The sequence below is a fragment of the Yinghuangia aomiensis genome (genome assembly GCF_039542225.1).
GTDB classification, from domain to species: domain Bacteria; phylum Actinomycetota; class Actinomycetes; order Streptomycetales; family Streptomycetaceae; genus Yinghuangia; species Yinghuangia aomiensis.
The window spans coordinates 27,243-50,854 of sequence record NZ_BAABHS010000008.1; the positions used below are offsets into that span (position 1 = coordinate 27,243).

Annotated in this window: 17 protein-coding genes; 8 read left to right on the top strand and 9 right to left on the bottom strand. The window is 71.3% G+C overall.

The window, feature by feature from the left end; translation table 11 throughout:
• Positions 1–145: 145 nt before the first annotated feature.
• The 3 genes from ABEA93_RS12570 (at position 146) to ABEA93_RS12580 (ending at position 6,731) form a co-directional block, all read left to right on the top strand.
• The gene (locus ABEA93_RS12570; protein ID WP_345675540.1) at positions 146–3,700 is read left to right on the top strand and encodes a non-ribosomal peptide synthetase; all 3,555 of its coding nucleotides are present in this window, start codon (positions 146–148) and stop codon (positions 3,698–3,700) included.
• A 228-nt stretch (positions 3,701–3,928) separates the two neighbouring features.
• The gene (locus tag ABEA93_RS12575) at positions 3,929–5,599 is read left to right on the top strand and encodes a (2,3-dihydroxybenzoyl)adenylate synthase (RefSeq protein WP_345675541.1); all 1,671 of its coding nucleotides are present in this window, start codon (positions 3,929–3,931) and stop codon (positions 5,597–5,599) included.
• Positions 5,600–6,347: 748 nt separating this feature from the next.
• On the top strand, positions 6,348–6,731 hold the full coding sequence (locus ABEA93_RS12580; protein WP_345675542.1) for a hypothetical protein: 384 nt from the start codon (positions 6,348–6,350) through the stop codon (positions 6,729–6,731).
• A gap of 134 nt (positions 6,732–6,865) precedes the next feature.
• On the opposite strand, the gene ABEA93_RS12585 is transcribed toward ABEA93_RS12580, so the two are convergent.
• The 4 genes from ABEA93_RS12585 to ABEA93_RS12600 all read right to left on the bottom strand — a co-directional run bounded on the left by ABEA93_RS12585 (position 6,866) and on the right by ABEA93_RS12600 (position 11,087).
• Positions 6,866–7,120: a hypothetical protein gene (locus tag ABEA93_RS12585; protein ID WP_345675543.1), complete on the bottom strand. Its 255-nt coding sequence runs from the start codon at positions 7,118–7,120 to the stop codon at positions 6,866–6,868.
• Positions 7,121–7,312: 192 nt separating this feature from the next.
• Complete coding sequence (locus tag ABEA93_RS12590; RefSeq protein ID WP_345675544.1) at positions 7,313–8,614, bottom strand: PP2C family protein-serine/threonine phosphatase; 1,302 nt, start codon at positions 8,612–8,614, stop codon at positions 7,313–7,315.
• Between the two features lie 406 nt (positions 8,615–9,020).
• Entirely contained in the window at positions 9,021–9,572 is a 552-nt protein-coding gene (locus ABEA93_RS12595; protein ID WP_425584919.1) for a putative immunity protein, read from the bottom strand.
• Positions 9,573–9,626: 54 nt separating this feature from the next.
• Complete coding sequence (locus ABEA93_RS12600) at positions 9,627–11,087, bottom strand: MDR family MFS transporter (RefSeq protein WP_345675547.1); 1,461 nt, start codon at positions 11,085–11,087, stop codon at positions 9,627–9,629.
• A 251-nt stretch (positions 11,088–11,338) separates the two neighbouring features.
• Here ABEA93_RS12600 and ABEA93_RS12605 point away from each other — a divergent pair, with 251 nt between their 5' ends.
• On the top strand, positions 11,339–11,950 hold the full coding sequence (locus tag ABEA93_RS12605; RefSeq protein WP_345675548.1) for a TetR/AcrR family transcriptional regulator: 612 nt from the start codon (positions 11,339–11,341) through the stop codon (positions 11,948–11,950).
• A gap of 21 nt (positions 11,951–11,971) precedes the next feature.
• Here the strand turns inward: ABEA93_RS12605 and ABEA93_RS12610 are convergent, their stop codons facing one another.
• A complete protein-coding gene (locus tag ABEA93_RS12610; RefSeq protein ID WP_345675549.1) occupies positions 11,972–12,925 on the bottom strand; it encodes a DUF389 domain-containing protein in 954 nt (317 codons plus the stop codon).
• 216 nt (positions 12,926–13,141) lie between these two features.
• Between ABEA93_RS12610 and ABEA93_RS12615 the strand changes: the two genes are divergently transcribed.
• Positions 13,142–14,053, top strand: a complete 912-nt coding sequence (locus ABEA93_RS12615; protein ID WP_345675550.1) for an aldose 1-epimerase family protein — start codon at positions 13,142–13,144, stop codon at positions 14,051–14,053.
• 10 nt (positions 14,054–14,063) lie between these two features.
• Here ABEA93_RS12615 and zwf read toward each other — a convergent pair whose 3' ends face one another.
• Both zwf and ABEA93_RS12625 read right to left on the bottom strand, forming a co-directional pair.
• Complete coding sequence (gene zwf / locus ABEA93_RS12620; protein ID WP_345675551.1) at positions 14,064–15,440, bottom strand: glucose-6-phosphate dehydrogenase; 1,377 nt, start codon at positions 15,438–15,440, stop codon at positions 14,064–14,066.
• A 25-nt stretch (positions 15,441–15,465) separates the two neighbouring features.
• A complete protein-coding gene (locus tag ABEA93_RS12625; protein WP_345675552.1) occupies positions 15,466–17,040 on the bottom strand; it encodes a GMC oxidoreductase in 1,575 nt (524 codons plus the stop codon).
• A 218-nt stretch (positions 17,041–17,258) separates the two neighbouring features.
• Between ABEA93_RS12625 and ABEA93_RS12630 the strand changes: the two genes are divergently transcribed.
• The 3 genes from ABEA93_RS12630 to cydB all read left to right on the top strand — a co-directional run bounded on the left by ABEA93_RS12630 (position 17,259) and on the right by cydB (position 20,795).
• Positions 17,259–18,254, top strand: a complete 996-nt coding sequence (locus tag ABEA93_RS12630; RefSeq protein ID WP_345675553.1) for a 2-hydroxyacid dehydrogenase — start codon at positions 17,259–17,261, stop codon at positions 18,252–18,254.
• A gap of 74 nt (positions 18,255–18,328) precedes the next feature.
• Entirely contained in the window at positions 18,329–19,711 is a 1,383-nt protein-coding gene (locus ABEA93_RS12635; RefSeq protein WP_345675554.1) for a cytochrome ubiquinol oxidase subunit I, read from the top strand.
• A 67-nt stretch (positions 19,712–19,778) separates the two neighbouring features.
• Positions 19,779–20,795: a cytochrome d ubiquinol oxidase subunit II gene (gene cydB, locus ABEA93_RS12640; RefSeq protein WP_345675555.1), complete on the top strand. Its 1,017-nt coding sequence runs from the start codon at positions 19,779–19,781 to the stop codon at positions 20,793–20,795.
• A 22-nt stretch (positions 20,796–20,817) separates the two neighbouring features.
• Here the strand turns inward: cydB and ABEA93_RS12645 are convergent, their stop codons facing one another.
• Entirely contained in the window at positions 20,818–21,738 is a 921-nt protein-coding gene (locus ABEA93_RS12645; protein ID WP_345675556.1) for a cyclase family protein, read from the bottom strand.
• The gene (locus ABEA93_RS12650) at positions 21,739–23,568 is read right to left on the bottom strand and encodes a glycoside hydrolase family 15 protein (protein WP_345675557.1); all 1,830 of its coding nucleotides are present in this window, start codon (positions 23,566–23,568) and stop codon (positions 21,739–21,741) included.
• Positions 23,569–23,612: the final 44 nt, after the last annotated feature.

Genomic DNA, 23,612 nt, shown 5'->3' on the forward strand with positions numbered 1-23,612 from the left:
GCCCGGCCCGCCGCACCGGGCGGCGGGGAGAACTTCGGAAAGCCTTGCCTTAGTTAGGTTTGCCTACCCTATATTTGTGACGCCCGCGTGGGGTGTCAACCCACTGCCCGCGGGCCGGACCATTGCCGGGCGGAAGGGGAACACGGTGGACTGGAGCGTCGGCGCCATACGCGGCGAGGTGGCCGAACTACTCGAATGCGCACCGGACTCGGTGCCCGTCGACGGCAACCTCATCGAGCACGGGCTCGACTCGCTCCGGCTCATGCGGCTGGCCGGCGGGTGGCGGCGCCGCGGCGCGGAGATCACCTTCGCGGAACTTGCCGAGCACCCCAGCATCGCCGCCTGGGCCGGGCTCCTGGCCGCCGCCGCGGCCGGTCCCGACGCCGCCGACGCGCCGGCGGCGACCGCCGCGCCGGGTGCCGCGGGAGCGGACGGCGGCACGGCCGAAGCGGACCCCCCGGCGGATCCCCACGCGCCGTTCCCGCTCGCCGCGATGCAGCACGCGTACTGGGTCGGACGCGGCGACGACCAAGTCCTCGGCGGCGTGGCGGCCCACCTCTACACCGAGTTCGACCGGCCCGCCGACGCCCTGGACCCGCTGGACCCGGCGCGGCTGGAGACCGCGGTCCGTGCCCTCGCCGCCCGGCATCCGGCGCTCCGCACCCGCATCACCCCCGACGGCCTGCAGCAGGTCCTCGCCGCACCGCCCGGGCCGCTGCTCACCGTGGAAGACCTGCGCGGCCTCGCCCCCGAGGCGGCCGCCGCCCGGCTCGACGAACTGCGCGACGCCTGCTCGCACCAAATGCTCGACATCGAAGCCGGGCGCGTGTTCGACATCCGCCTCACCCTGCTGCCCGACGGCGCGACCCGGCTGCACGTCGACGTCGACATGGCGGCCGCCGACGCGCTCAGCTTCCGCATCCTCCTCGCCGACCTCGCCGCGCTCTACGCCGCACCCGGCACACCCCTTCCCCCGCTGGCGTACGACCACCGCGCCTACCTCGCCGACCGGCCGCCGCTGCGCGCCGCCGCCGCGGCCCGGGCCCGCGCGCACTGGGACGCCCGCCTCCCCGACCTGCCCGGCGCCCCCGACCTGCCGCTGCGCGCCGAAGCCGAACGCGGCGACCCCGCCCGGGTCACCCGCCGCCACCTCTGGCTCGCGCCCGACGACAAGCGGCGGTGGCAGGAGCGCGCCCACCGGCAGGGCGTCACCCCGGCGATGGCCCTGGCCGCGGCCTTCGCCCACGTGCTTGCCGGGTGGACCGCCGAACCGCACTTCCTGCTGAACCTCCCGCTGTTCGACCGCGAGGAGATCCACCCCGACGTGCCGCGCCTGGTCGGCGACTTCACCGGCTCCGTGCTGCTGGACAGCGACCTGGGCCGGCCCGGCACCTTCCTCGACCGCGCCCGTGCGCTCCAGGCCCGGCTGCACGACGACGCCGCGCATGCCGACCGCGCCGGGCTGGAGGTGCTGCGCGACCTCTCCCGGGCCCGCGGCGGCCAGGTCGTCGCGCCCGTCGTCTACACCAGCGCGCTCAACCTGGGCGAACTGTTCGCCGACGACGTCCGGGCCTTGTTCGGCGAACCCGAGTGGATCATCTCGCAAGGCCCGCAGGTGCTGCTCGACGCCCAGGTCACCGAAGTGCGCGGCGGACTCCTCGTCAACTGGGACATCCGCGAGGAACTCTTCGCGGACGGCGTCGCGGACGCCATGTTCGACGCCTACCGCACCGTGGTCACCCGCCTCGGCGCCCCCGACGCCGACTGGGACCGGCCGATCGGCGACCTCCTGCCGGACGTCCAGCGCACGGTGCGCGCCCGGGCCAACGCCACCACGGCCCCCCGCAGCCGGCGGCGGCTCCACGATCCGTTCTTCACCCGCGCCCGCACCCGGCCCGACGCCCTCGCGGTCGTCGCCGGATCCGACGTGCGCTGGACCTACGGAGACCTCGCCGACCGCGCGCTGCGCGTCGCCGCCGCGCTGGCCGCCCGCGGCATCGGCCGGGGCGACACCGTCGCCGTCATCCTCCCCAAGGGTCCCGACCAAGTCCTGGCGGTGCTGGGCGTGTTGGCGGCGGGAGCGGCGTACGTCCCGGTCGGTGTCGAACAGCCCGCCGCGCGCCGGGCCCGGATCCACGCCACCGCGGGAGCCCGCCTCGTCCTCGACGCGGACGGCCGCACCGGAGCGTCCCCGCACGCGGCGGCGATCGCCCTCGCCGAGGCCGCCCGGCACGCCGAGCCGCTCGCCGCGCCGGCCGCCGGGGACGAACGGGACGCCGCCTACATCCTCTTCACCTCCGGCTCCACCGGCGAGCCCAAAGGCGTCGAACTCCCGCACAGCGCCGCCGTCAACACCATCGACGACCTCGTCGCCCGGTACGCGCTCGGCCCGGACGACCGCACGCTGGCCCTGTCCGCACTCGACTTCGACCTTTCGGTCTTCGACATCTTCGCGCCCTTCGCGGCAGGCGGCGCCGTGGTGCTGCCGCAGGCCGACGAACGGTACGAACCGGCCTACTGGCTGCGCCAGTTGAGCGAAAACCGGGTCACCGTGCTCAACTGTGTGCCGGCGCTCCTCGCCATGCTGCTGACCGCCGCCGAGGACGGCGCCGACCGGATCTCCGACACGCTGCGCGTCGTCCTCCTCGGCGGGGACTGGGTCACCACGGACCTGCCCGGCCGCCTGCACGCCCAGGTCCCGGCCTGCCGGTTCGCCGGACTCGGCGGCACCACGGAGACCGCCATCCACTCCACGCTGTACGAAGTCCCGCCCGACTCCCGGCTGCCTGCATGGTGGCGTGCGGTGCCCTACGGCCGGCCCCTCGCCAACGTGCGCTGCCGCGTGGTGGACACCCTCGGCCGCGACCGGCCCGACCACGTCCCCGGCGAACTGTGGATCGGCGGCGACGGCGTCGCCCTCGGCTACCGCGGCGATCCGGCCCGCACCGCCGATCGGTTCGTCGAACACGACGGCGAACGCTGGTACCGGACGGGCGACTTGGCACGCTATCTGCCGGACGGGACGCTGGAGTTCCTCGGCCGCCGCGACCATCAGGTGAAACTCCGCGGCTACCGCATCGAACTCGGGGAGATCGAAGCCGCGCTCGCCGCGGTCCCCGGCGTCCGGCAGGCCGCGGCCGGCGTCGTCGGCACGCCGGGCCGGGCCTTGGCCGCCGCGGTGGTGGCGGAGCCGGGGCTGACGGAGAAACAGATTCTGGCGGTGGTGCAGGAGTTGCTCCCCCCGCACATGCTTCCGGACACGGTGGCGGTGCTCGCCGAACTCCCGCTGACGCGCAACGGCAAGACCGACCGGGCGGCTTTGGCCGCGCTGTGGGAGCGGGGCCGGGGCGGGCTCGCCCACCGGCCACCGCGGGGGCCGGTCGAGGAAGTCGTGGCGGCCGTGTGGCGCGAGGTCTTGAGCCGCGCGGGCACGGCACCGGCAGTGGTCGGCCGCGACGACGACTTCTTCGCGCTGGGCGGGGATTCGGTGCTCGCCACCGCGGCCGTCGGCCGTCTCCGCGAAGCGCTCGACACCGACGGCCTGTCGGTCCGAGCCCTGCTCGCCACCCGCACGGTCGCCGCCCTCGCCGCCCGGCTCGTCGCGGAGGAGGGGGAACCGGGGCGCACCGGCGCCGTCGCCGAGGTGTACCTCGCGGTCGCGGCGATGAGCGACGAAGAGGTGGAGGCGGCGTTGGGGTGAGGCAGGTGGTCGGGTGAGGGGCGAGGTGTTCGGCACGCCGGTGGCGGCTGCCGCCGTCCGGCCCGCCACCGACCCCGCGGGCTCCGACCCGCACCTGCCGTCCACGGCCACTCCTCCCGTCGACCGCCGCGCCGCCGCCCGGCGTCCGACACCGCGTTGCGGGCACCGCTCTGTGGACGCGGTGCCCGCCGTCACCAGCCCGCACCAGCCAGCAAAGGACGACACCCGATGCCTTCCCCCGCCTCCGCACCCGATGCCGAGCCGACCCCCGGTTCCGATCTCCTCGACGGCTGCACCATGTGGCCCGCCGATGCCGCCGCCCGCTACCGCGCGGCCGGATACTGGCGCGGCGACACCCTGGGCGAGCTGCTGCGGGCGTGGGCCCTGCAATGGCCCGAGCGGACGGCTCTCGTCGACGACGCGGGGCGGACGACGTTCGCCGAACTCGACCGGCGCGCCGACCGGACCGCGGCCGGCTTCGCCCGTCTCGGCATCCGGCCGCGCGACCGGGTCCTCGTCCAACTGCCCAACACGGCGGACTTCGTCGTCGTGCTGTTCGCGCTCGCACGTCTGGGCGCGGTGCCCGCGTTGTGCCTGCCCGCGCACCGCGCCCACGAGATCGGACACCTCGCGGAGCTGTCCGAAGCCGTCGCCTACGTGGTCCCCGACACCCACGCCGGCTTCGACCACCGGGCGCTGGCCGGCGAGATCCGCAAGCGCGTTCCGTCACTGCGGCACGTCCTCGTCGCCGGCGAGCCCGGACCCGACGCGCTGGCCTTGGCCTCCGTCGATGCCGACCCGGCAGGCCTCCCCCCGGGCCCGCGACCGGACGACGTCGCCCTCCTGCTCGTCTCCGGCGGGACCACCGGGCTGCCCAAACTGATCCCGCGGACCCACGACGACTACGCCTACAACGCCCGCACCAGCGCTGGGGTCTGCGAACTCACTCCCGAGGACGTGTACTTGGCGGTCCTGCCCGTGGCCCACAACTTCCCGCTCGCCTGCCCGGGCATCCTCGGCATCCTCGGAGTCGGCGGCACCGCGGTGCTCGCCTCGGGACCGAGCCCGGACGCGGCGTTCCCGCTCATGGAACGCGAGAAGGTCACCGTCACCGCCGTCGTGCCGCCGATCGCCGACCTGTGGAGCCAGATGTGGGAGTGGGAGCCCGGCGACCGCTCCGCGCTGCGGCTGATCCAGGTCGGCGGCGCGCGCCTGCCCGCCGCGCTGGCCCGCGAGTTGGGGCCGGGACTGGGGTGCCGGGTGCAGCAGGTCTTCGGGATGGCGGAGGGGCTGCTCAACTACACGCGGACGGAGGACGGGGACGACCTGGTCGCCGAGACCCAGGGGCGGCCGCTCAGCCCCGACGACGAGGTGCGGATCGTCGACGGCGGCGGTGCCGACGTCACGGACGGGGAGATCGGGGAACTGCTCACGCGGGGCCCGTACACGATCCGCGGGTACTACCGGGTGCCCGAGCACAACGCCAACGCGTTCACGCCGGACGGGTACTACCGCAGCGGCGACTTGGTGCGGCGACTGCCGTCGGGCCACCTCGTGGTCGAGGGGCGGGTGAAGGAGGTCGTCAACCGGGGCGGCGAGGGCGTGCCGGCCGGGGAACTCGAAGAGCACCTGGCGGCGCACCCCAAGATCCGCCAGGCGGCGGTAATTCCGCTCCCGGACAAGGTCCTCGGCGAACGGGTCTGCGCGGTCGTCGTCCCGACCGACCCCGCGGACCCGCCGACGCTGCCGGACGTCAAGACGTTCCTCACGACCGCGGGCTTGGCGCCGTACAAGATGCCGGACACCCTCCGCATCGCCCCGGACCTGCCCCGTACGCCCGTCGGCAAGATCGACAAGCGCACCCTCGCGGAATCGGCAGGGGAATCGGCGGCGGGGTAGCGGGGTGGGGCGGGCGCCGGGCGTGGACGGGACCTCGGGCCGTACCGGGCTCTTGTGGCGCTGACATGCACAGATTCCGGGAATCGGCAGCGGCTGACCGAAGATGACTTGAGACGCCTTGATTTGAAGGGAAACGTTCTATTATTTGCCGTTGCGCAGCTACCTTTGTGTCGTTGGTACGGCATGGCTCTCTGGAAATCACCGTGCCGACTGGGGGAGTGGATGCTGACCCCTCGTGCCGCTCTGCCCGCCAAGTCGCGCTGCGCGCGCCTCGAACGCGGGGGCGAGCGCGTCCTGCTTCGCTACTGTTCCGCGGACATCGAGAAGTTCGCCGCGGACATGCTTCTGCTGGAGGGCGACTATGCGCGCCGTCTCCGCCCGTCCGCGGGTAGTCCTACCCTCTCGAGTGAATGAGCGAGTCGTCCCCCTGTACGGCTACGACTACGCCCCCTTCGACCAGTCCATCGTGTGGCTCCCTCCGCGTCGCGAGACGGGCGGATCGGCAGCGGGCAAAACCGAGTTCGACGGTTCCCTACGGACAGAACAGGACCGGCATCGTGATACCGGGACCGACCCTTCCCAGCTGCCGGACGGGTCGCACGGTGATGCCCACGCCACCGTTCCTCTGCAGATCGGCAGTGGCCGACCCCGGAGCCACCGCCGACCCCGTCGGCGATGGCCCGAGGGCCCGGCCGAACCGATCGCGGACCGGCGCGGCCTGACCTGGCTCAGCCGTACGCTGATGGTGGTGAACGTCGCGCTGGTCGCGCTGGTCGCCGTCCTCGGCGCGGTGGACACGCTCGAGCCGTTGCGGCAGACGTCCGGGCACCGCACCCCCTCGCGATGGTGGCCCGTCCTCGTCTACGGCCCTTGGGCGGTCGCGGCGTTGTCGATCCTGCGGGCGGGCATTTACCGCCGCCACGCACTGCATTCCTGGATCGTCGTCCTGGCCTTCGCCGCTCTGTCCATGGCGCTGTCCGTGCCCTACGCCTCCACCGACGCGCGTGCCGTCGTCGCCGCGGTCCTGCCCGCCACGGCCATGACGGCCTGCCTCCACCAGCTCGTACGCCAAACCACTCTCACCCGCCCGCCCTTGGCCAAGATCCCGGCACAGCGCCGCTGGCGGACGTAGGCGGGGACGCGGCCACGACAAGGGCCGGTGGCACGGCGCGGCGTCCGTCGGCGGTGCCGACGGACGCCGGCTGCCGCGTCGGCCGACCAGGCCGACCAGGCCGAACGGGACCGGCGCCGCGCCGAGTTCGCGGTTCAGCCGCGGAGCCGTCCGCGGTAGCCGACCGGGCCTTCGCCGGGGAACTGCGCGGTCCCCTGGAAGTTGTTGCCGCTGTCGAAGAACGTCACCGAGCCGTTGCCCTGTTCGCCGCTCCCCGTCACCGTGGTCCCGGTCGACGGCCGGCCGTCCGCCGGGACGGTACCGTCACGGTTGGCGATGCTCAGGGACAGCGGCACGTCGCTCTGCCATCCGCCGCCGCCGGTGTGGATCTCGGTCTCATATGTGGCCATGGGGTCTTGCCTCCCGAAGTCGACGACGAGCGGCTGGTGCGCGCCCGCACCACTACGCTCACCACCCCTGACGAGATCCAACTTTGTGGTTGCGCGCGTCGTCGCACAAATCACCTGAACGGCCGAGCTTTCCCTTTGCCCGCACGGCAGTTGGCCGAACCCCCATCCCCGGAGGGCGCCGCCGCCGGAGTCTCACGAGGGGGTGCGCACGGCGAGCAGGGCGATGTCGTCGTGGCCGTCGCCGGGGTGATGGGCGGTGAGCGTGCGGCAGAGATCGCCGAGGGGTTCGTCGGCGTGGGCGGTGGCGAGTGCCGCCAGGGCGTCGAGGCGGTTGTCGAGACCGTGGGCGGGGTGTTCGACCAGCCCGTCGGTGAAGAACAGCACGGTCGCGTCGGCGGGCAGCGGGAAGGTGTGGTCCGGTCTCGGTTGGTCGGGGTCGACGCCGAGGGGCAGGCCCGGGTCGGCGTCCAGGTACCGCGCGCCGCCACGGGCGAGGACGAGGGGCGGCGGGTGCCCGGCGTTGCTCCAGTGCAGCGTCCACGGGCTTCCGGCGGGTTCGATGCGGGCCAGGCAGACGGTGGCGGGCGGCAGGTCGGTGATGGCGTGGATGGTGCGGTCGAGCTGGGTGAGGACCGCGCTGGGCGGGGTGCGCAGGTCGTAGAGCAGGGCGCGGAGCATGCTGCGGATCTGGGCCATCGCGGCGGCGGCGTGCAGGTCGTGGCCGACGACGTCGCCGATCACCGTGGCGCAGGCGTGGTCCGGCAGGAGCACGGCGTCGTACCAGTCGCCGCCGATGTGCCCGGGAGCGGTGGCCGGTTGGTACACGGCGGCGGCGTCGAAGGGGGCCAGATCCGGAAGGGTGGGCAGGAGCAGGCGTTGGAAGCGTTCGGCATCGGAGCGGATCCGGTCGACCAGCCTGGCGTTGTCGATGGCCACGCCCGCGGCACCGGCCAGGGCGGTGACGAGGGCTTCGTCCTGGTCGTCGAAGGGCCGTCCGTCGTGGCGGTCGGCCAAGTACAGGTCGCCGTAGACTCGGCCGCGCACCCGGATCGCGACGCCGAGCAGCGTCTTCATCGGTGGATGGCCGCGAGGGAATCCGGCCGCGTCCGGATGCGCCGCGATGTCGTCGACGCGCAGGGGCTCGGGGCTGCGGATCAGGCGCCCGAGCAGCCCGCGCCCGTGCGGCAGCGGCACGCCGTCCAGGGCCTTCTTCTCCGCGTCGGTCAGCCCCATGGGGATGAACTGGGCCAGCAGGCGGCCGTCCTCGTCCAAGATGCCCAGCGCGCCGTAGCGGGCGTCGACCAGCTCCATCGCGGTGGTGACGATGCGCCGCAGCACGGTGTCGAGTTCGAGATGCGAGCCGATCGCGGTGACCGCGTCCAGGAGGCCGTCCAGTTGGCCCCGGGCCTGTGCCAGCGCATCGGCCAGAGGGCCGCCGCGCTCCGGCTCGGCGTCCCTCCGCGGCCGATCCCGGGCATTCTCGTCCGGAGCCATCGCGCGATCCCGTCACCGGTTCTTCCCGGGCCGTCGGAACCCGGGGCCTGGCACGACGCGGGCCGTACCGCCGTCGGCGCACTTGCGCTGCTCGTACGAGACCTGCGAGGTGGGCTCCCTTCGCCGGCATTGTCCGGATCAGGTGGTGGAGGTCGCTGTCGGGTCTCTCGACCTTTCAGCCTCTCAGTCCGGTCACCTCGAACAGGGTCGGCGTGGAACCGTGGTTCCTCGTCGGCCACCTCGGTGGTCGAACTCCCTCGCTCGCCCCGCAGGCCACTTCTCACAGTACTCGCGCGCCAAAAGGAATAAAACACCCATAGCGTATTGAAGTGACGTTGTTTGTGCGGCTTCGGTGCGCTGCCGTGCAGCGGGGTGGCGCACAAGCGCCCGCGTCGGGGCGCCGCCATCACTCAGGGCCCGGGTGGCCGCTCCGGAGGGCCGCATCGAGCTCGCGCAGCAGTTCCCCGACGCGCCCTCCGCCGCGCGGCGGCGAAGGGTAGCGCCGGAGCACGTCGAGGACGCCCGGTGCCGCCCGGCGGCGGGCCTTGTCCACGTACGCGGCGCCGACCGCCCGATGACCGCCCGCGGCCAGCTCGGCCGCTCGCGCCGCGTGGGCCGCCGCCCCGAGAATGTGCTTCACCTGATGGGCGTCCGCCAACGGATGCAAGTACGCGGCGGATGCCGCACTCATGGCCGCCCGCGCCGCGTCGCCCGCAGCCGCGGTGTCCGCGTCTCGGGCCGCCTTGTGCGCGGCCCATGCGGTATCGCGCAGTGCCTTCCCGCGTTCGCCGCCTCGGGCGAACGTCCAGGCGGCGTCGATCGCGTCGCGCGGACGCGGGTCGGCCGGGTGTGCGTCCTCGAAGATCTCCAGGACTTCCCGCGCGCTCACCGCGGCATAGCGGGTGACTTCACGAAGATCCTGCTTGCTCAGCACGATCGTGCGGGTGTCGTCGGCCACGAGGCGCATCCTCGCCGACGGGGCCGGGATGCCGCCACCGGACCCTCCGGCCGGTCAGTGGACGGGAGCCGGTTCCTTGCCGACCGAGGGCTTACCCCCGCGGACCAGGAAGGAGACCGCGACCACCGCGAGCCCGAGGCACGCGCCCCACAGGAACGCGTCCTGGATCCCGGTGGCCTGGGCCTCGACGGCTGTGGCCCCGGAGTCGGCGCTGCTCTTGGCGCTCTTGGTCATGACCGTGATGAAGAGGGCCGTGCCCGCGGCGCCGGCGAACTGCTGGAGCGTGTTGAGAATGGCGCTGCCGTGCGAGTACAGCCGGGCATCCAGCGACCCCAGTGCCGACGTCATCAGCGGGGTCATGGCGAAGCCGATGCCCATGCAGGTCAGGACGTGGGTCGCGATCACGTAGGCGAAGTGGGTGTCCGAGTCGATGGCGCTCATCATCCCGAGGCCGAGGGCCATGATCATGGTGCCGGGGATGACGAGGGGCCGGGGGCCGAAGCGGTCCGAGAGACGGCCGACCACCGGACCGCACAGCCCCATGGCCAAACCGCCGGGCAGCAGGATCAGGCCGGTCTTGAGGGTGCTCAGGTCCCGCACCTTCTGAAGGTAGAGCGGCAGCAGGATGAGCGCGCCGAACAGGGCCGCCATCGCGAAGACCAGCACGATGATGCCGACGACGAACGAGCGCGTGCGGAACGCCCGCAGGTCCAGGAGCGCGGCGTCGTCGCGCTGGAGGCGCATCTGCCGCAGGACGAACAGCGCGAGCGCCGCCGCACCGATGACGAGCGGAACGGCGGGCGGCACCGGGGTGTGGCCGGCGGCCGACTCGCCGATGGCGCTCAGGCCGTAGATCAGGCCGCCGAACGCGACCGCGGACAGCAGCACGGAGAGCACGTCGAACCGCACGGGCTTCGGCTCTCCGGCGTTGCGGACCATGAGCGCCCCGACGACGACCGCCAGGATCGCGATCGGCAGCAGGGACAGGAACAGCCAGCGCCAGCTGAGGGACTTCAGGACGAGTCCGGAGAACGTCGGGCCGATCGCCGGGGCGACGGCGATCACGATCGACACCAGGCCCATGGTCCGGCCGCGCCGGGCGACCGGCACGAGCGTCATGATCGTCGTCATCAGCAGCGGCAATATGAGCGCGGTCCCAGACGCCTGGACGACGCGGGCGACGAGCAGCACGGCGAAAGCGGGGGCGACGCCCGCGAGGAGGGTGCCCGCGGCGAACAGCGAGGTCGCGGTCAGGAACACGGCCCGCGTGGTGAAGCGCTGGAGGATCAGCCCGCTCGTCGGGATGACCACGGCCATCGTGAGCAGATAGCCGGTGGTCAGCCACTGGGCGGTGGAGGCGTTGACGGAGAACTCGTCCATGAGCTTCGGCAGCGCGACGCTCATGACGGTTTCGTTGAGGATCATCACGAAGGCGGCCATGATCGGCAGGCCGATCGCGATCTTGATGTGGCGGGGCATCGCCGAGTCCGCCTCGGCGTACTCCTCGGTTGCCACTGCCGGACGGACACTGTGTTCCACGGGCGTGCTCGCCTTTCGTTCGTACGCGGTCGAGGCAACCGGCACCGTGCACAGACGTGGACCCGCAACCCCGCGAGAGGCAGTTTATGTCCGTGCTGTCAGTGACTGACAGCCGGGGGTGCGCCGTGCTCGGGATCGCCCCCTCCCGGACACGCATAAATTCGTACACATCAACCACTTCCGAATGGCAGTCTCTGCCGTGTTCGTCTGCTGCTAACGTTCCGGTCATGAGCAGTCTGCGCGAACTGTCCCGGCAAGCCGTGCGCGACCGTATCGCCGAGGCCGCGGAGGCGCTGTTCCTCGCCAAGGGCTTCCACGAGACGACGGTCGACGAGATCGCGGCGGTCGTCGGCATGTCCCAGCGCAGCTTCTTCCGGTACTTCGCCTCCAAAGAGGCCGTCGTCCTGGAGCGGTTCGACCGGCAAGCCGAGGAACTGTTCGGCCGGCTGAACTCGCGCCCCTTGGACGAGCCGGAATGGGACTCGCTCCGGGCGTGCTTCGACGTCTTCGTCGCCCATCTCGCCGACGACACCCGTCCGGACCGGGCCACCCAGGAGATCATCGAGAGCTGCCCCTCCCTGCTCGCCGCGCAACTGGCGCGCGTGGACCGCCTGAAGGAGGACCTCGCCCAGCGCCTCGCCGCCCGCGCCGTCGCCCGGGACCCGAAGGCCCGTCCCGACACCCTGGTCCTGAGCGCGTGGGTGGGCGCGGCGTTCGCGTGTCTCCAAGCGGCCGTCCGCCACACCCTGTGCGACGACGACCCCGGGCAGCTGGGTGCCTCCCTCGACCACACGATGCGTGCGCTGCGGCCCGTCGGCCACGTGACAGCCGAACGCTGATACCGCGTCGCGGGTGCCGTGCTAACCCGCCGAGGCGGCACTCGCCCGACGCGCCGCGTAGCCCCAGATACGCCGCTGCAAGCGCAGGGCCAGGAATCCCACGAGCACCAACACCACGACGTTGAGCAGCAGTTGCAGCAAGGACCCCCATGCCTCGTGCCACTGTTCGAAGGCGATGGAGACGGAGACGTCGGAAGCCGCGGGAATCGTGGTCACGGAGATGAAGACGCCGAGGAGCGCGCTGGTGCGCGCTTCGGCGAGGGACACGATGCCGACGATCCCGGCAAGGACGGCCACCACCAGGGAGAAGAAGTTCGGTGTGTCGATGAGGTTGGAGACCGGCCGCACACCGAGCTGAAAAGCCTTCGACTGCTGGCCCGTTGCCCGGGAGAACGCCGCGAAGGCCAGCGTGACGACGATGGCCAGCAGGAATCCGAGTGCCAGGGCGCGTGCGCCCTCGCGGACCCGGCGGTGATGGCCTCGGTCCAGGCCCAAGGCGATGCTCGTGATCGCGCCGTACTCCGGGCCGACCACCATGGCCGCGACGATGAGGATCTGGGAGTTCGTCATGATGCCGACCGAGCCGATCAGGCCCGCGATCACGAGGAACAGGTAGAAGCTGGGCAGGTAGGTCCCCGAGGCCCGGATGTTGGCTTCGACCGCGGCCCACAGCGGCACGTGGACGATGGCGCTGGGCTCGTCGGCCTCGAACCGTTCCGCACGCCGCGAGAACATCATCTCGACGTCGGCGACCGCGATCGCCCCTTCATGGTCGACCTTGAGCGTCCGCAACGCGTCCAGCAGATGGTTCGCGGCGCCCCTGAGCACGTCGCATTCGAGCACGTCGTTGCCCGGCCCGCCGACCGGCGCCTTGGTGACCGCGAGGTTGAGCACGCGTCGGTCCGCGGCGAGCAGATCCAGCGTTTCCCGGGTGAGCGCGGGCGGCGGCACGATCCGGATGTGGACCAGGTCCATCCGAGTCTCCTGACGATTTCCTGGCGTCAGGCTAGTCGGCAGGGCGGGCGAGGCGGGGCGTCGGCGCCTCGGACGCCGCCTCGTTCATCCGTTCGGCGGCCGGGGACGGGACCGCCGCGCGCCGGGCGTCGGCTCAACGGGCGACTCCCGCGGGGGGATTCGGACCGGGGCCGTGTCCGGCTTGCCCGGCGCCGCGGGAATCCGCACGCTCGGTGCATGACTCTCACCGGACGTCAGCTGACCCTGCGCCACGACGACCACGAGGCCGTGGTGGTGGAACTGGGCGCGGCACTGCGTTCCTACACGGTCGGCGACCGGCAGCTGCTCGACGGGTTCGGCGCCGCGGAACGGATCACCGGCGGGCGCGGGCAGATCCTGGTGCCGTGGCCGAACCGGGTGCGCGGCGGCCGGTACCCGTGGCAGGGCGAGGAACTGCAACTGCCGCTGACCGAGCCCACGCACGGAAACGCCATCCACGGGCTGCTGCGCTGGAACGCCTGGGAGGTGCTCGACGCGGGCCCGCGGGAAGCCGCGCTGGAGAGCAGCGTGTGGCCGCAGCCCGGTTACCCCTTCCGGCTGCGGGTCCGCGCCGAGTACCGGCTCGGCGACACCGGCTTGGACGTCACGCTGACCGCGTGGAACACGGGGGACACGGCGGCGCCGTACGGCGTCGGCCAGCACCCGTACCTCACCGTCGGCACCGCCGCGATCGACGAGGCGCTGCTGACCGTCCCGGCCGAGACCCGGCTGCGCACCGATGCCGCGGGTCTGCCGGTCGGGGAGGAACCGGTCGCCGGGACGCCGTACGACTTCCGCACCCCGCGGGCGGTCGGCGACCTGCTCTTGGACACGCCGTTCGGCGCGCCGGCCCGGGACACGCACGGGCGCACGACGGTGCGCCTGGCCCACCCCTCCGGCAGCCACGGCACGGACCTGTGGATGGGCGAAGGCGCGAACTACGTGCAGGTGTACACCGGGGACACTCTTCCGGAGCCCCAGCGGCGGCGTGCGGTCGCCATCGAGCCGATGTCCTGCCCGCCCAACGCGTTCGGCGACGGCACCGCCGCGGTGCTGGAACCGGGCGGCAGCCACACCCTGCGTTGGGGGATCACGCCCTGGGAGCAGTAGACGAGGTGGCTCACTCGGCGGGGTCGTGCCAGGCATCGCCGTCCGGGAGCAGGGCATCGGCTTCCTTGGGACCCCAGGAGCCGCGGGCGTAGGGGTGCACGGGCGCGGCGTCGCCGAGGATCGGGTCGACGACGCGCCAAGCCGCTTCGACGGTGTCCTCGCGGGCGAAGAGCCAGCGGTCGCCGTCGAGTGCGGCGCCGATGAGCCGGTCGTACGGGCGCATGTCCGAGCCGGGCAGCTCGCTGAAGGACAGCTCCTCGTGCTTGGCTTCCCACCCGCCACCGGGCACTTTGCCGGCGAGCGTGAGGCCTACCTGGGTCTCCGGCCAGATGCGGAAGCGCAGCGAGTTCGTCGCGGGCACCGGCCGCAGACCGAACACGTCGTGCGGGGCGGCCCGGAAGCGGAGGTTGACTTCGGTGGCGGTCACCGCGAGGCACTTCCCGGCGCGGATGAGAATCGGGACGTCGGCCCAGCGCCACGTGTCCGCGGCGAGGCGGATCGCGGCGAAAGTCTCCGTCGTGGAGTCGGGGGCCACACCGTCGACGTCGAGGTAGCCGTCGTACTGGCCGCGCACGATGTGCTCGGGGTCGAGTGGCCGCAGAGACGCGACGACCGCGGCCTTGGAGTCCCGCCAGCGCTCCAGGCCCTGCCCGGACGGCGGATCGGCCAGCACGGTGGCCAGGACTTGCAGCATGTGGTTCTGGATCACGTCGCGTACGGCGCCGGTGTGGTCGTAGAACCGCCCGCGGTCGGAGACGTCGAAGGCCTCGGCCATGGTGATCTGGATCGACTCCACGTGCGTCCGGTTCAGCAGCGGCTCGATCACCGAGTTCGCGAAGCGGGCGAACAGCACGTTCTCGACGGGGTCAAGGCCCAGCCAGTGGTCGACCCGGTAGATCGCGTCCTCGGCGAAGTGCTCGTGCATGGTCGCGTTGAGCTTCAGTGCACTGTCCAGGTCGGTGCCGAACGGCTTCTCGACCATGATCCGGGCGCCCTCGGCGCGCCCCGCGCCGGCGATGCCTTGCGCGATCCGGCCGAACAGCGGCGGCGGGACCTCAAGGTAGAACAGGGCGTTGCCGCCCTCGCCCATCGCGTCGGACATCGCCGCATACGTGGCGTCGTCGTCGAGATCGCCGTCGACGTAGCGCAGGAGGCCGAGCAGCTTGACGGCCGCGGGGGATTTCGGATCCATCTTGTTGAGGGTGAGGGAAGCCTCCGCGTAGGCGCGGAACTGCTCCAGGGTCCAGCCGGCCTTGGCCACGCCGACCACCGGGACGTCCAGGACGCCGCGCTCGACGAGCCCGACCAGCGCGGGGAACGTCTCCAGCTTGGCGAGGTCGCCGGTCGCGCCGAAGATCACCAGCGCATCGATCTGTCGTGTCGTCATGTCGGGCTCTCCTATGCGCGCCGGATCAGCCCAGCCTCGCGGCGAGGTGGTCGCCGACCCGCAGGGCGTTGGCAATCGCCGTCAGGGACGGGTTCACCGCGCCGATGCTCGGGAAGAAGCTGGTGTCCACGACGTACAGGTTGTCCACGTCGTGGGCTTTGCAGTTGATGTCGAGTGCCGAGGTCTGCGGGTCGGAGCCGAAGCGCACGGTGCCCGCCTGATGGGCGGTGGCCCCGATCGGCATGCCCTTGTGCAGGTAGAGGCTGTGCGGCAGCAGATGGTGCTCGTGCATCCCCAACTTGCCGAGCATCCCTTGGAGTTTGTGGCGCAGGCGCTTCAGCCCGGCGATGTTGTTCTTCTCGTCCATGGTCAGACGGACGTTGCCGTCGGTGCCGATGGTGACCCGGTTGTCGGGTTGGGGAAGGTCCTCGCCGCACAGCCAGAAGTCGACCGCGTGATGCGCGATCACCTCGAAAGGCATGTCCGGCGCCACGGCCCCGGCCCAACGCGGCGCCTCACCGTGGATCTGCGTGGCATCGGACTTGCCCAGCATCTGGATGCCGCCCAGCGGGTAGTCCCAGTCGTCCGCTCCCAGGTACCAGTCGTGCAGCGCGAGCGTCTTCTGGAACGCGGTCGGGTTGGGCTCCTTCGACACCGCCATCAGCGCCAAGTTGTTGTGCCGCATGTAATTGCGTCCCACCACGCCGGAGCTGTTGGCGAGCCCGTCCGGGTGCCGGTCGCTCGCCGAACGGAGCAGCAGAAGGGCGGAGTTCACCGCACCGCAGGCCACGACCACGATGTCCGCTCGGAAGGTCGTGGTCCCGCCGTCGAGTTCGGCGACGACGCCGGTGACCGTCGCACCGGTGGGGTCGGTCTCCAGACGGCGGACGTCGGCGTTGGTGAGCATCGTGATGTTGTCGTGCTCGAGCGCCGGGTCGACGCAGATCACCTGCGCGTCGGACTTCGCACCCAACAGGCAGGGGAAGCCGTCCACCCGGTCGCAGCGGATGCACGCGCTGCCGTGGGCGGCGCGGCCGTGCTCGTCCTGGGTGAGGTTCACGCCGATGGGCAGATGGAAGGGGTGCAGGCCGTTCTTCTCCAAGTCGTCGCTGAGCTGCTGGATGCGCGGCTCGTGCTCGACGGGCGGGAACGGGTACGGTGCGCTCGCCGGGCCTTCGGTCGGATCCTCGCCGTGGTGGCCGTGCACCAGGTACAGCTGCTCTGCCCGGGAGTAGTAGGGCTCCATGTCGGTGTAGTCCAGCGGCCAGGCGGGGGAGACCCCGTCGTGGTGGCGCAGCTCGCCGAAGTCCTCGGGACGCAGCCGGAACAGTGCGGCGCCGTAGAACTTGGTGTTCCCGCCGACGTAGTAGTTGACCTCGGGTGGGAACGCGTTGTCGTCCTTGTCGTACCAGAACTCCGGTGCCCGGTATTTCGCTCTCACGAAGACCGCCGAGGAATCCCAGTTGTCGCGCTCGCGCGGCAGATAGTCGCCGCGTTCCAGGAGAAGGACCCGTTTTCCGGTCGATGCCAGCCGGTGTGCCAGTGTGCCCCCGCCCGCACCTGTACCGATGACAATGACGTCATAGTGATCGCTGGCCATGGGAGCGTCCCATCGGGAGTCGTACGTGCCCTGGGGTATCCGGCTCGATCATCGCGCTCGAAAAACCCGATGGCGGCTGCGTTCGTCGGTTCTCCGGCACCCCCGCCCGGGCATATGGATTCACTTGCAAGCTATAACGAGGTCCGTGCGGGTGCATCTCAACCCCGCGTCGTGCGACGCTTGCAGGGACTTTGCCGTCACGACGTGGGGCTGATTCCTTGGCTTCCGATCCGGCAGGGGGCTCCGCCCGGCTGCTGCTCCCGTTCACGCCGTCCGAGATCGGCGGGCTTCCCGAAGGCTGGGAAGCGCTGGTCTGGGACGGTGGCGGGCCGCCGCCGGTCGGGCCCGGCGCGGCGGCCGTGGAGTTGTTCGTGGTCCCCTACACCTTCACCCGCAAGGCACTGCCCCTGCTTGCGCGGCTGCCCGGCCTGCGCGTCGTGCAGTCGCTGAGTGCCGGTACCGAGAACCTGGAACCCGCCCTGCCGGCAGGTGTCACCCTGTGCAATGCCAAGGGAGTGCACGACGCGAGCACGGCGGAACACGCGGTCACGCTGATCCTCGCCGCGCTCCGCGGAATCCCGGATCTCGTCCGGGCACAGGACGCCCGACGGTGGTCGCCCGGCTTCGGTCCCGCCCTGGCGGACCGCACCGTCCTCCTGCTCGGCTACGGAGCCATCGGCACCGCGGTCGAGACGCGTATCGCTCCGTTCGAATGCCGCGTCCTGCGGGTGGCCCGCACCGCACGGGTGACCACCCGCGGCCGCGTGCACGCGTTGGAGGACCTGCCGCATTTGCTGCCGCAGGCGGATGTGGTGGTTCTGACCGTGCCGCTCACCGACGCGACCCGTGGCCTGGTCGACGCGGACTTCCTGGCGCGCATGAAGGACGGCGCCCTGGTGGTGAACGTGGCGCGCGGCAAGGTGGTGGACACATCCGCGTTGCTGCACGAGCTGGGCAGCGGGCGGCTCCGTGCGGCGCTGGATGTCACCGACCCGGAGCCGCTGCCCCCGGGGCACCCGCTGTGGTCGGCCGCGAACACGCTGATCACCCCGCACAGGGCCGCCACGACCTCGGCTTTCCGCCCTCGTGCCCTCGCGCTCGTCCGGAACCAAGTGGCCCGGTACGCGGCCGGCGAACCCCTCGCGAACGTGGTGTCCGGCCCCGAAACGCCGCGATCGACCGCACAGCCGAATAGCCCGCACTCGTTCGAGTAAGCACGCGCGCGCCGATTGGAAATGCCCCGACGGCAAATGTTCTTCTGACTCCTGGGCATGCCGATAGGAGCGCCATGAGTCAGTTGGATCTCGCCAGGCTGCAGTTCGCCATGACGTCGATCTACCACTTCCTCTTCGTGCCGGTGACCATCGGCCTCAGCTTTCTCACCGCGCTTCTGCAGACCTCGTGGCATCGCACCGGCCGCCCCGAACTTCTCCGGCTGACCCGGTTCTTCGGTGTCCTGCTGGTCATCAACATCGCGGTAGGGGTGGTTACCGGACTTGTCCAGGAATTCCAGTTCGGCATGGACTGGTCGGCGTACTCGCGCACGGTCGGCGACGTCTTCGGCGCGCCGCTGGCCATGGAGGGATTGGCCGCATTCTTCCTGGAGTCGACGTTCCTCGGAATCTGGCTCTTCGGGTGGGACCGGCTGCCGAAACCGGTGCATCTGGCGTCCATTTGGCTGGTCGCGCTCGGCGCGGCGCTGTCCGGGGCGTTCATCATGGCGGCCAACTCGTGGATGCAGCACCCGGTCGGGTACAAAATCGACCCGGCCACGGGTCGTCCGCAACTCAACGACGTGGTCGCGCTGTTCACCAATCCGGTGTTCCTGCGCGGGTACTTGCACGTGATCCTGGCGTCCCTGGTCACCGGCTCCGTCGTCATGCTGGCGGTGTCGGCCTGGCACCTGCGCAAGAACTCGTCGCCGCTCGCGTTCCACGCCACCGCACGCCTGGCGCTGTTCATGCTGGTGCCGGTCATGATGGTGACGATGCTGGTCGGCAGCGAACTCGGCGTCACCGAGGGCAAGTACCAGCCCATGAAGATCGCCGCGGCCGAGGCCCAGTGGACGACCTGTCAGCCCTGCTCGTTCTCGCTGTTCCAGATCGGCGGCGGCAACAACGACCAAAGCCCGACGCGCATCATCGAGGTCCCGCACCTGCTGTCGCTGCTGGCCACGAACCACTGGAACGGACAGGTGGTCGGCCTCAACGAACTCCAGGCGCAGTACGAGCAGAAGTACGGACCGGGCAACTACGTGCCGAACGTATTCATCCAGTACTGGTCGATGCGGGTCATGGCCTACCTCGCGGTCGTCGTGCTGCTCGTCGGGCTGTGGGGCCTCTGGCTCCTGTGGCGAAAGCGGCTCGCCACCGCACGGCGGTTCCACCTGGTCGCCATCTGGGCGGTCGCACTGCCGTTCGTGATGAACACGGCCGGCTGGCTGCTCACCGAGAGCGGCCGCCAGCCCTGGATCGTGCAGGGCCTGCAGCTCACCAAGAACGGCGTGTCGCCGTCGGTCGGCACCGCCACCGTGGCGACCAGCATCCTCGTGTTCTTCCTGCTGTACGCGGCCTTGGCGGCGGTCGAGGTCGTGCTCATCGCCCGGTACGCGCGCAAGGAACTGGCGCCACCGCCGGCTCAGGACGCGCCCCTGCCCTCTTTGACCTACTGACCGGCCGCGTCGGCAGCGGAAAGCCGCGTCGGCGTCCACACCATCTCAGCACCTCAAGGACCGTCGCATGGAGCTGGCCACCGTCTGGTTCATCCTCGTCGCCATCCTGTGGACGGGGTTCTTCATCCTGGAGGGATTCGACCTCGGGGTCGGGATGCTGCACACCGTGGTGGCCCGCGACGAGCCGGGGCGCAGGGCGGCGATCAACACGATCGGGCCGCTGTGGGACGGCAACGAGGTCTGGCTGATCGTCGCCGCGGCGGCGATGTTCGCGGCCTTCCCGGGCTGGTACGCGACCATGTTCTCCGCCCTCTACCCCGTGATGGTCGTGCTGCTGGCCGGGCTGATCCTCCGCGGGGTCTCCTTCGAGTTCCGCGGCAAGGTCGACGGCCCGCGGTGGCGCCGCACCTGGAGCACCGCGCTGACCGTCGGGAGCCTTGCGGTCCCCCTGCTGGTCGGTATCGCGCTGGGGAGTCTCCTGCACGGCGTACCGATCGATCAGAACCAGGAGTTCACCGGCGACGCCTCGGATGTCTTCTCCGGGTACGCGGTGTTCGCCGGGATCACCCTCGTGCTGCTGTGCCTGCTGCACGGCGCGACGTTCCTCACGCTGCGGACCACCGGCGAAGTGCGGGCCCGTGCGGCGCGGCTGGCGCGCCGTATCGCGCCGTTCACGGCGCTCGCGGTGCTGGCGTTCCTGCCCTGGACGCGCTCCACCGTCGGCGAGGGCGTGCTCCCGAACATCCTCCAGATGGTGGCGATCCTCGCGGTGATCGCCGCGGCCCTGCTGGTGGCCCGGGGCCGTGAGGGGTGGTCGTTCACCGCGACCACGGTCGCGGTGGCCACGACCGTCCTGTCGCTCTTCGTCGAGCTCTACCCCCGGTTGATGGTGTCGAGCACGACGTCCGCCTTCGACCTGACGGTGCGCAACACCGCGGCCGCGTCGTACGCCCTGACGGTGACCAGCATCATCGCGCTCGTCTTCCTGCCGCTGGTGCTCGGCTACCAGGCGTGGACCTACCACGTCTTCCGGGAACGCGTCTCGGCCGACAGGTTCGCGGCGGCCACCGAGAGCGGGCACTGAGCCGCTCCCGGCTTCTCGGCCGTCACATGACCGCGATCGGGTTGACCGGCGAGCCCGTGGCGCCGGAGAACCGCAGCGGGGCCACCACGCACAGGAACGACCACCGGCGCTGCTGCTCGCAGACCGGGACCAGGTCCTCGAACTGCAGGTAGTCCAAGAGGTGGATGCCCATCGCGTGCACCGCGAGGACATGGATGGGGAAGGCGACGTCCTCGGTGGTGCTGGGCGCGACGTCGTTGTTGCCGTCGCCGCCGAGCACCGCGACCCGGCGTTCCGCCACGAAATCCATGGCGTAGGGGTGCAGCCCGGCCCGCGCCGCCGCCGCGTCCCAGGCGCCCCGTTCGGCGCGGCGCCGGCGGTGGCCGACCCGGACGAAGAGCAGGTCGCCCGTGCCGACCCGGACCCCCTGCGCGGCTTCGGCCGCGGCCAGCTCCTCGGCGGTCACCTGCTCGCCGGGCTCCAGCCACGGCACGCCGCGCAACCGGGGTATGTCGAGCAGGACGCCGCGGCCCACGATCCCGTCGCGGGCCAGGGCGACGGACAGCGTCTGCGCGCCCTCGGGTTTCACCATGCCGGCATCGGCGCCGCCGAACAGGGTGCCGTTGTAGATCACATGGCAGAGCGCGTCCAGGTGGCTGTCCGCGTCGCCGTGGACGTTCATCGCGAAGCGGTCCCTGGCGAACTGCAGGCCGCTTTCGTCGATTTCGCCCGCGACGGTGCCCGTCATGCGGTGTCCGGCCGGCTCGGGGTTGTCCGGACCCGGGGCGGTCTCCACCGGCGCGGCGAGACTGACCGTGGTCCCCGTGCGGACCTCGGCGGCCGCCGCGACCACGCGGTCGGGCACGATGCGGTCCAGCGCGCTGCCGAGCGGACCTGCCGCCGCGGCGGCGTGCCGGCAACGTGCGTACAGGGTGCGAAACTCGGCTGCGTCGATGTCCGCCATCTATCGGCGCTCCGCCGCGAGGGCACCGTCAATGGCATCGTCGAGGGTGCAGGCCGCCATGATCAGCGACAGGTGCGTGAACGCCTGCGGGAAGTTCCCGAGTTGTTCGCCCGAAGGACCGATCTCCTCGGCGAAGAGCCCGACATGGTTGGAGTAGGTGAGCATCTTCTCGAACGCGTAGCGCGCCTGGCGCAGCCGTCCGGCGCGCGCCAGCGCGTCGACATAGAGGAAGGTACACAGGCTGAAGGTGCCTTCGGAGCCGCGCAGGCCGTCGGGTGACGCGGCCGGGTCGTACCGGTAGACCAGGCTGTCGGAAACGAGTTTGCGGTCCATCGCGTCGAGCGTGGACAGCCAGAGCGGGTCATGCGGCGCGAGCAGGCCGACGCGGGGGGCCAAGAGCAGCGACGCGTCGAGGACGTCGCCGTCGTAGTGCTGGACCAGTGCCTGTTCCTTCTCGCTCCAGCCGCGGGTCATGATCTGGTCCAGGATCTCGTTGCGGGTCTCGCGCCAGCGCACGATGTCCCCCGGCCGGCTGAACTCCTCCGCCAAGGCGATTCCGCGGTCGAATGCCACCCAGGTCATCACCCGGCTGTAGGTGAAGTTCTTGCGGCCGCCGCGGGTCTCCCAGATGCCTTCGTCGGGCCGGTCCCAGTTGTCGGCAAGCCAGTCGAGCGTCGAAGCCACCGCTTTCCAGCCGTAGTAGCTGCCGCGCAGCCCGACTCGCCGCCCCTCGTGCATGGCGTAGAGGGCTTCGCCGTAGATGTCCAGCTGCAGTTGGTCCATCGCGGCATTGCCGGCCCGGACCGGCGCGGAACCGCGATATCCCTCGAAGTGCTCCAGGATCTCCTCGGACAGACTGGGGTCTCCGTCCACCCGGTACATGATCTGCAGCCGGTCGCCCGGCGCGTCCTTGCGCTCGTGCAGGCGCGCGGCCATCCAATGCGCGAACGCGGTGGCCTCCTCGGTGAACCCCAAGTCGAGCAGGGCACGTACGGACAGCGAGGCGTCCCGGACCCAGGTAAACCGGTAGTCCCAATTGCGCTCGCCGCCGACCTGCTCGGGCAGGCCCATGGTCGCGGCCGCGATCGGCGCGCCGGTCGGGGCGTAGGTGAGCAGCTTGATCGTGATCGCCGAACGGCGGACCATGCTCGGCCAGCGGCCCCGGTAGTTCGAGGTCCGCACCCATCGCTGCCAGAAGTCGACCGCGGACCAGAGTTCGTCGGTGATGCTCTCCTCGGTCGGAGGGGGAGGCGCGGGCGCCTCCCCGGCGGACATCGTGAGCACCGACACCGCCAACTCGCCTTGGTGGAGCGTCAACGCGCCGTGGACGTCGTTGCCGGACCGTTCGAGGGGGAAGTTGCCCTGCAGGTGCATGGTGGCGCCGGGCGCCCGGAAGACCGCGTGCTGCTCGCCGACCTCGAGTTCGTGCTTCGCGCGCCCGTAGTCGAAGCGGGGCTTGCAGTCGAGGCTGATCCTGATGGTCCCCCGTACCGCGCGAACCCCGCGGATGATCGTGTGCCGGTCGCTCGGCTGAGCCGAGGTGTCCGGCGGCATCCAGTCCATCAACTCGCCGACGCCGTCGGCGGACATGAACCGGGTGACCAGAACCGCGGTGTCCGGGTAGTACAGCTGCTGGTAGGTGACGTCGTCCGCGTCGGGCGACATCCGGAAGTAGCCGCCGCGGTCGTGGTCGAGCAGCGCCGCGAAGACACTCGGCGAATCGAAGCGGGGCGCGGCGAACCAGTCCAGCACGCCCTTGCCGGACACAAGGGCGACGGTCTGAAGGTCCCCCACCAGCCCGTGGTCGGCGATCAGCGGATAACGGTCCATCGAAAGACTCCCAGCTGGCATGTGCACGGAGCGGCACGTATCGA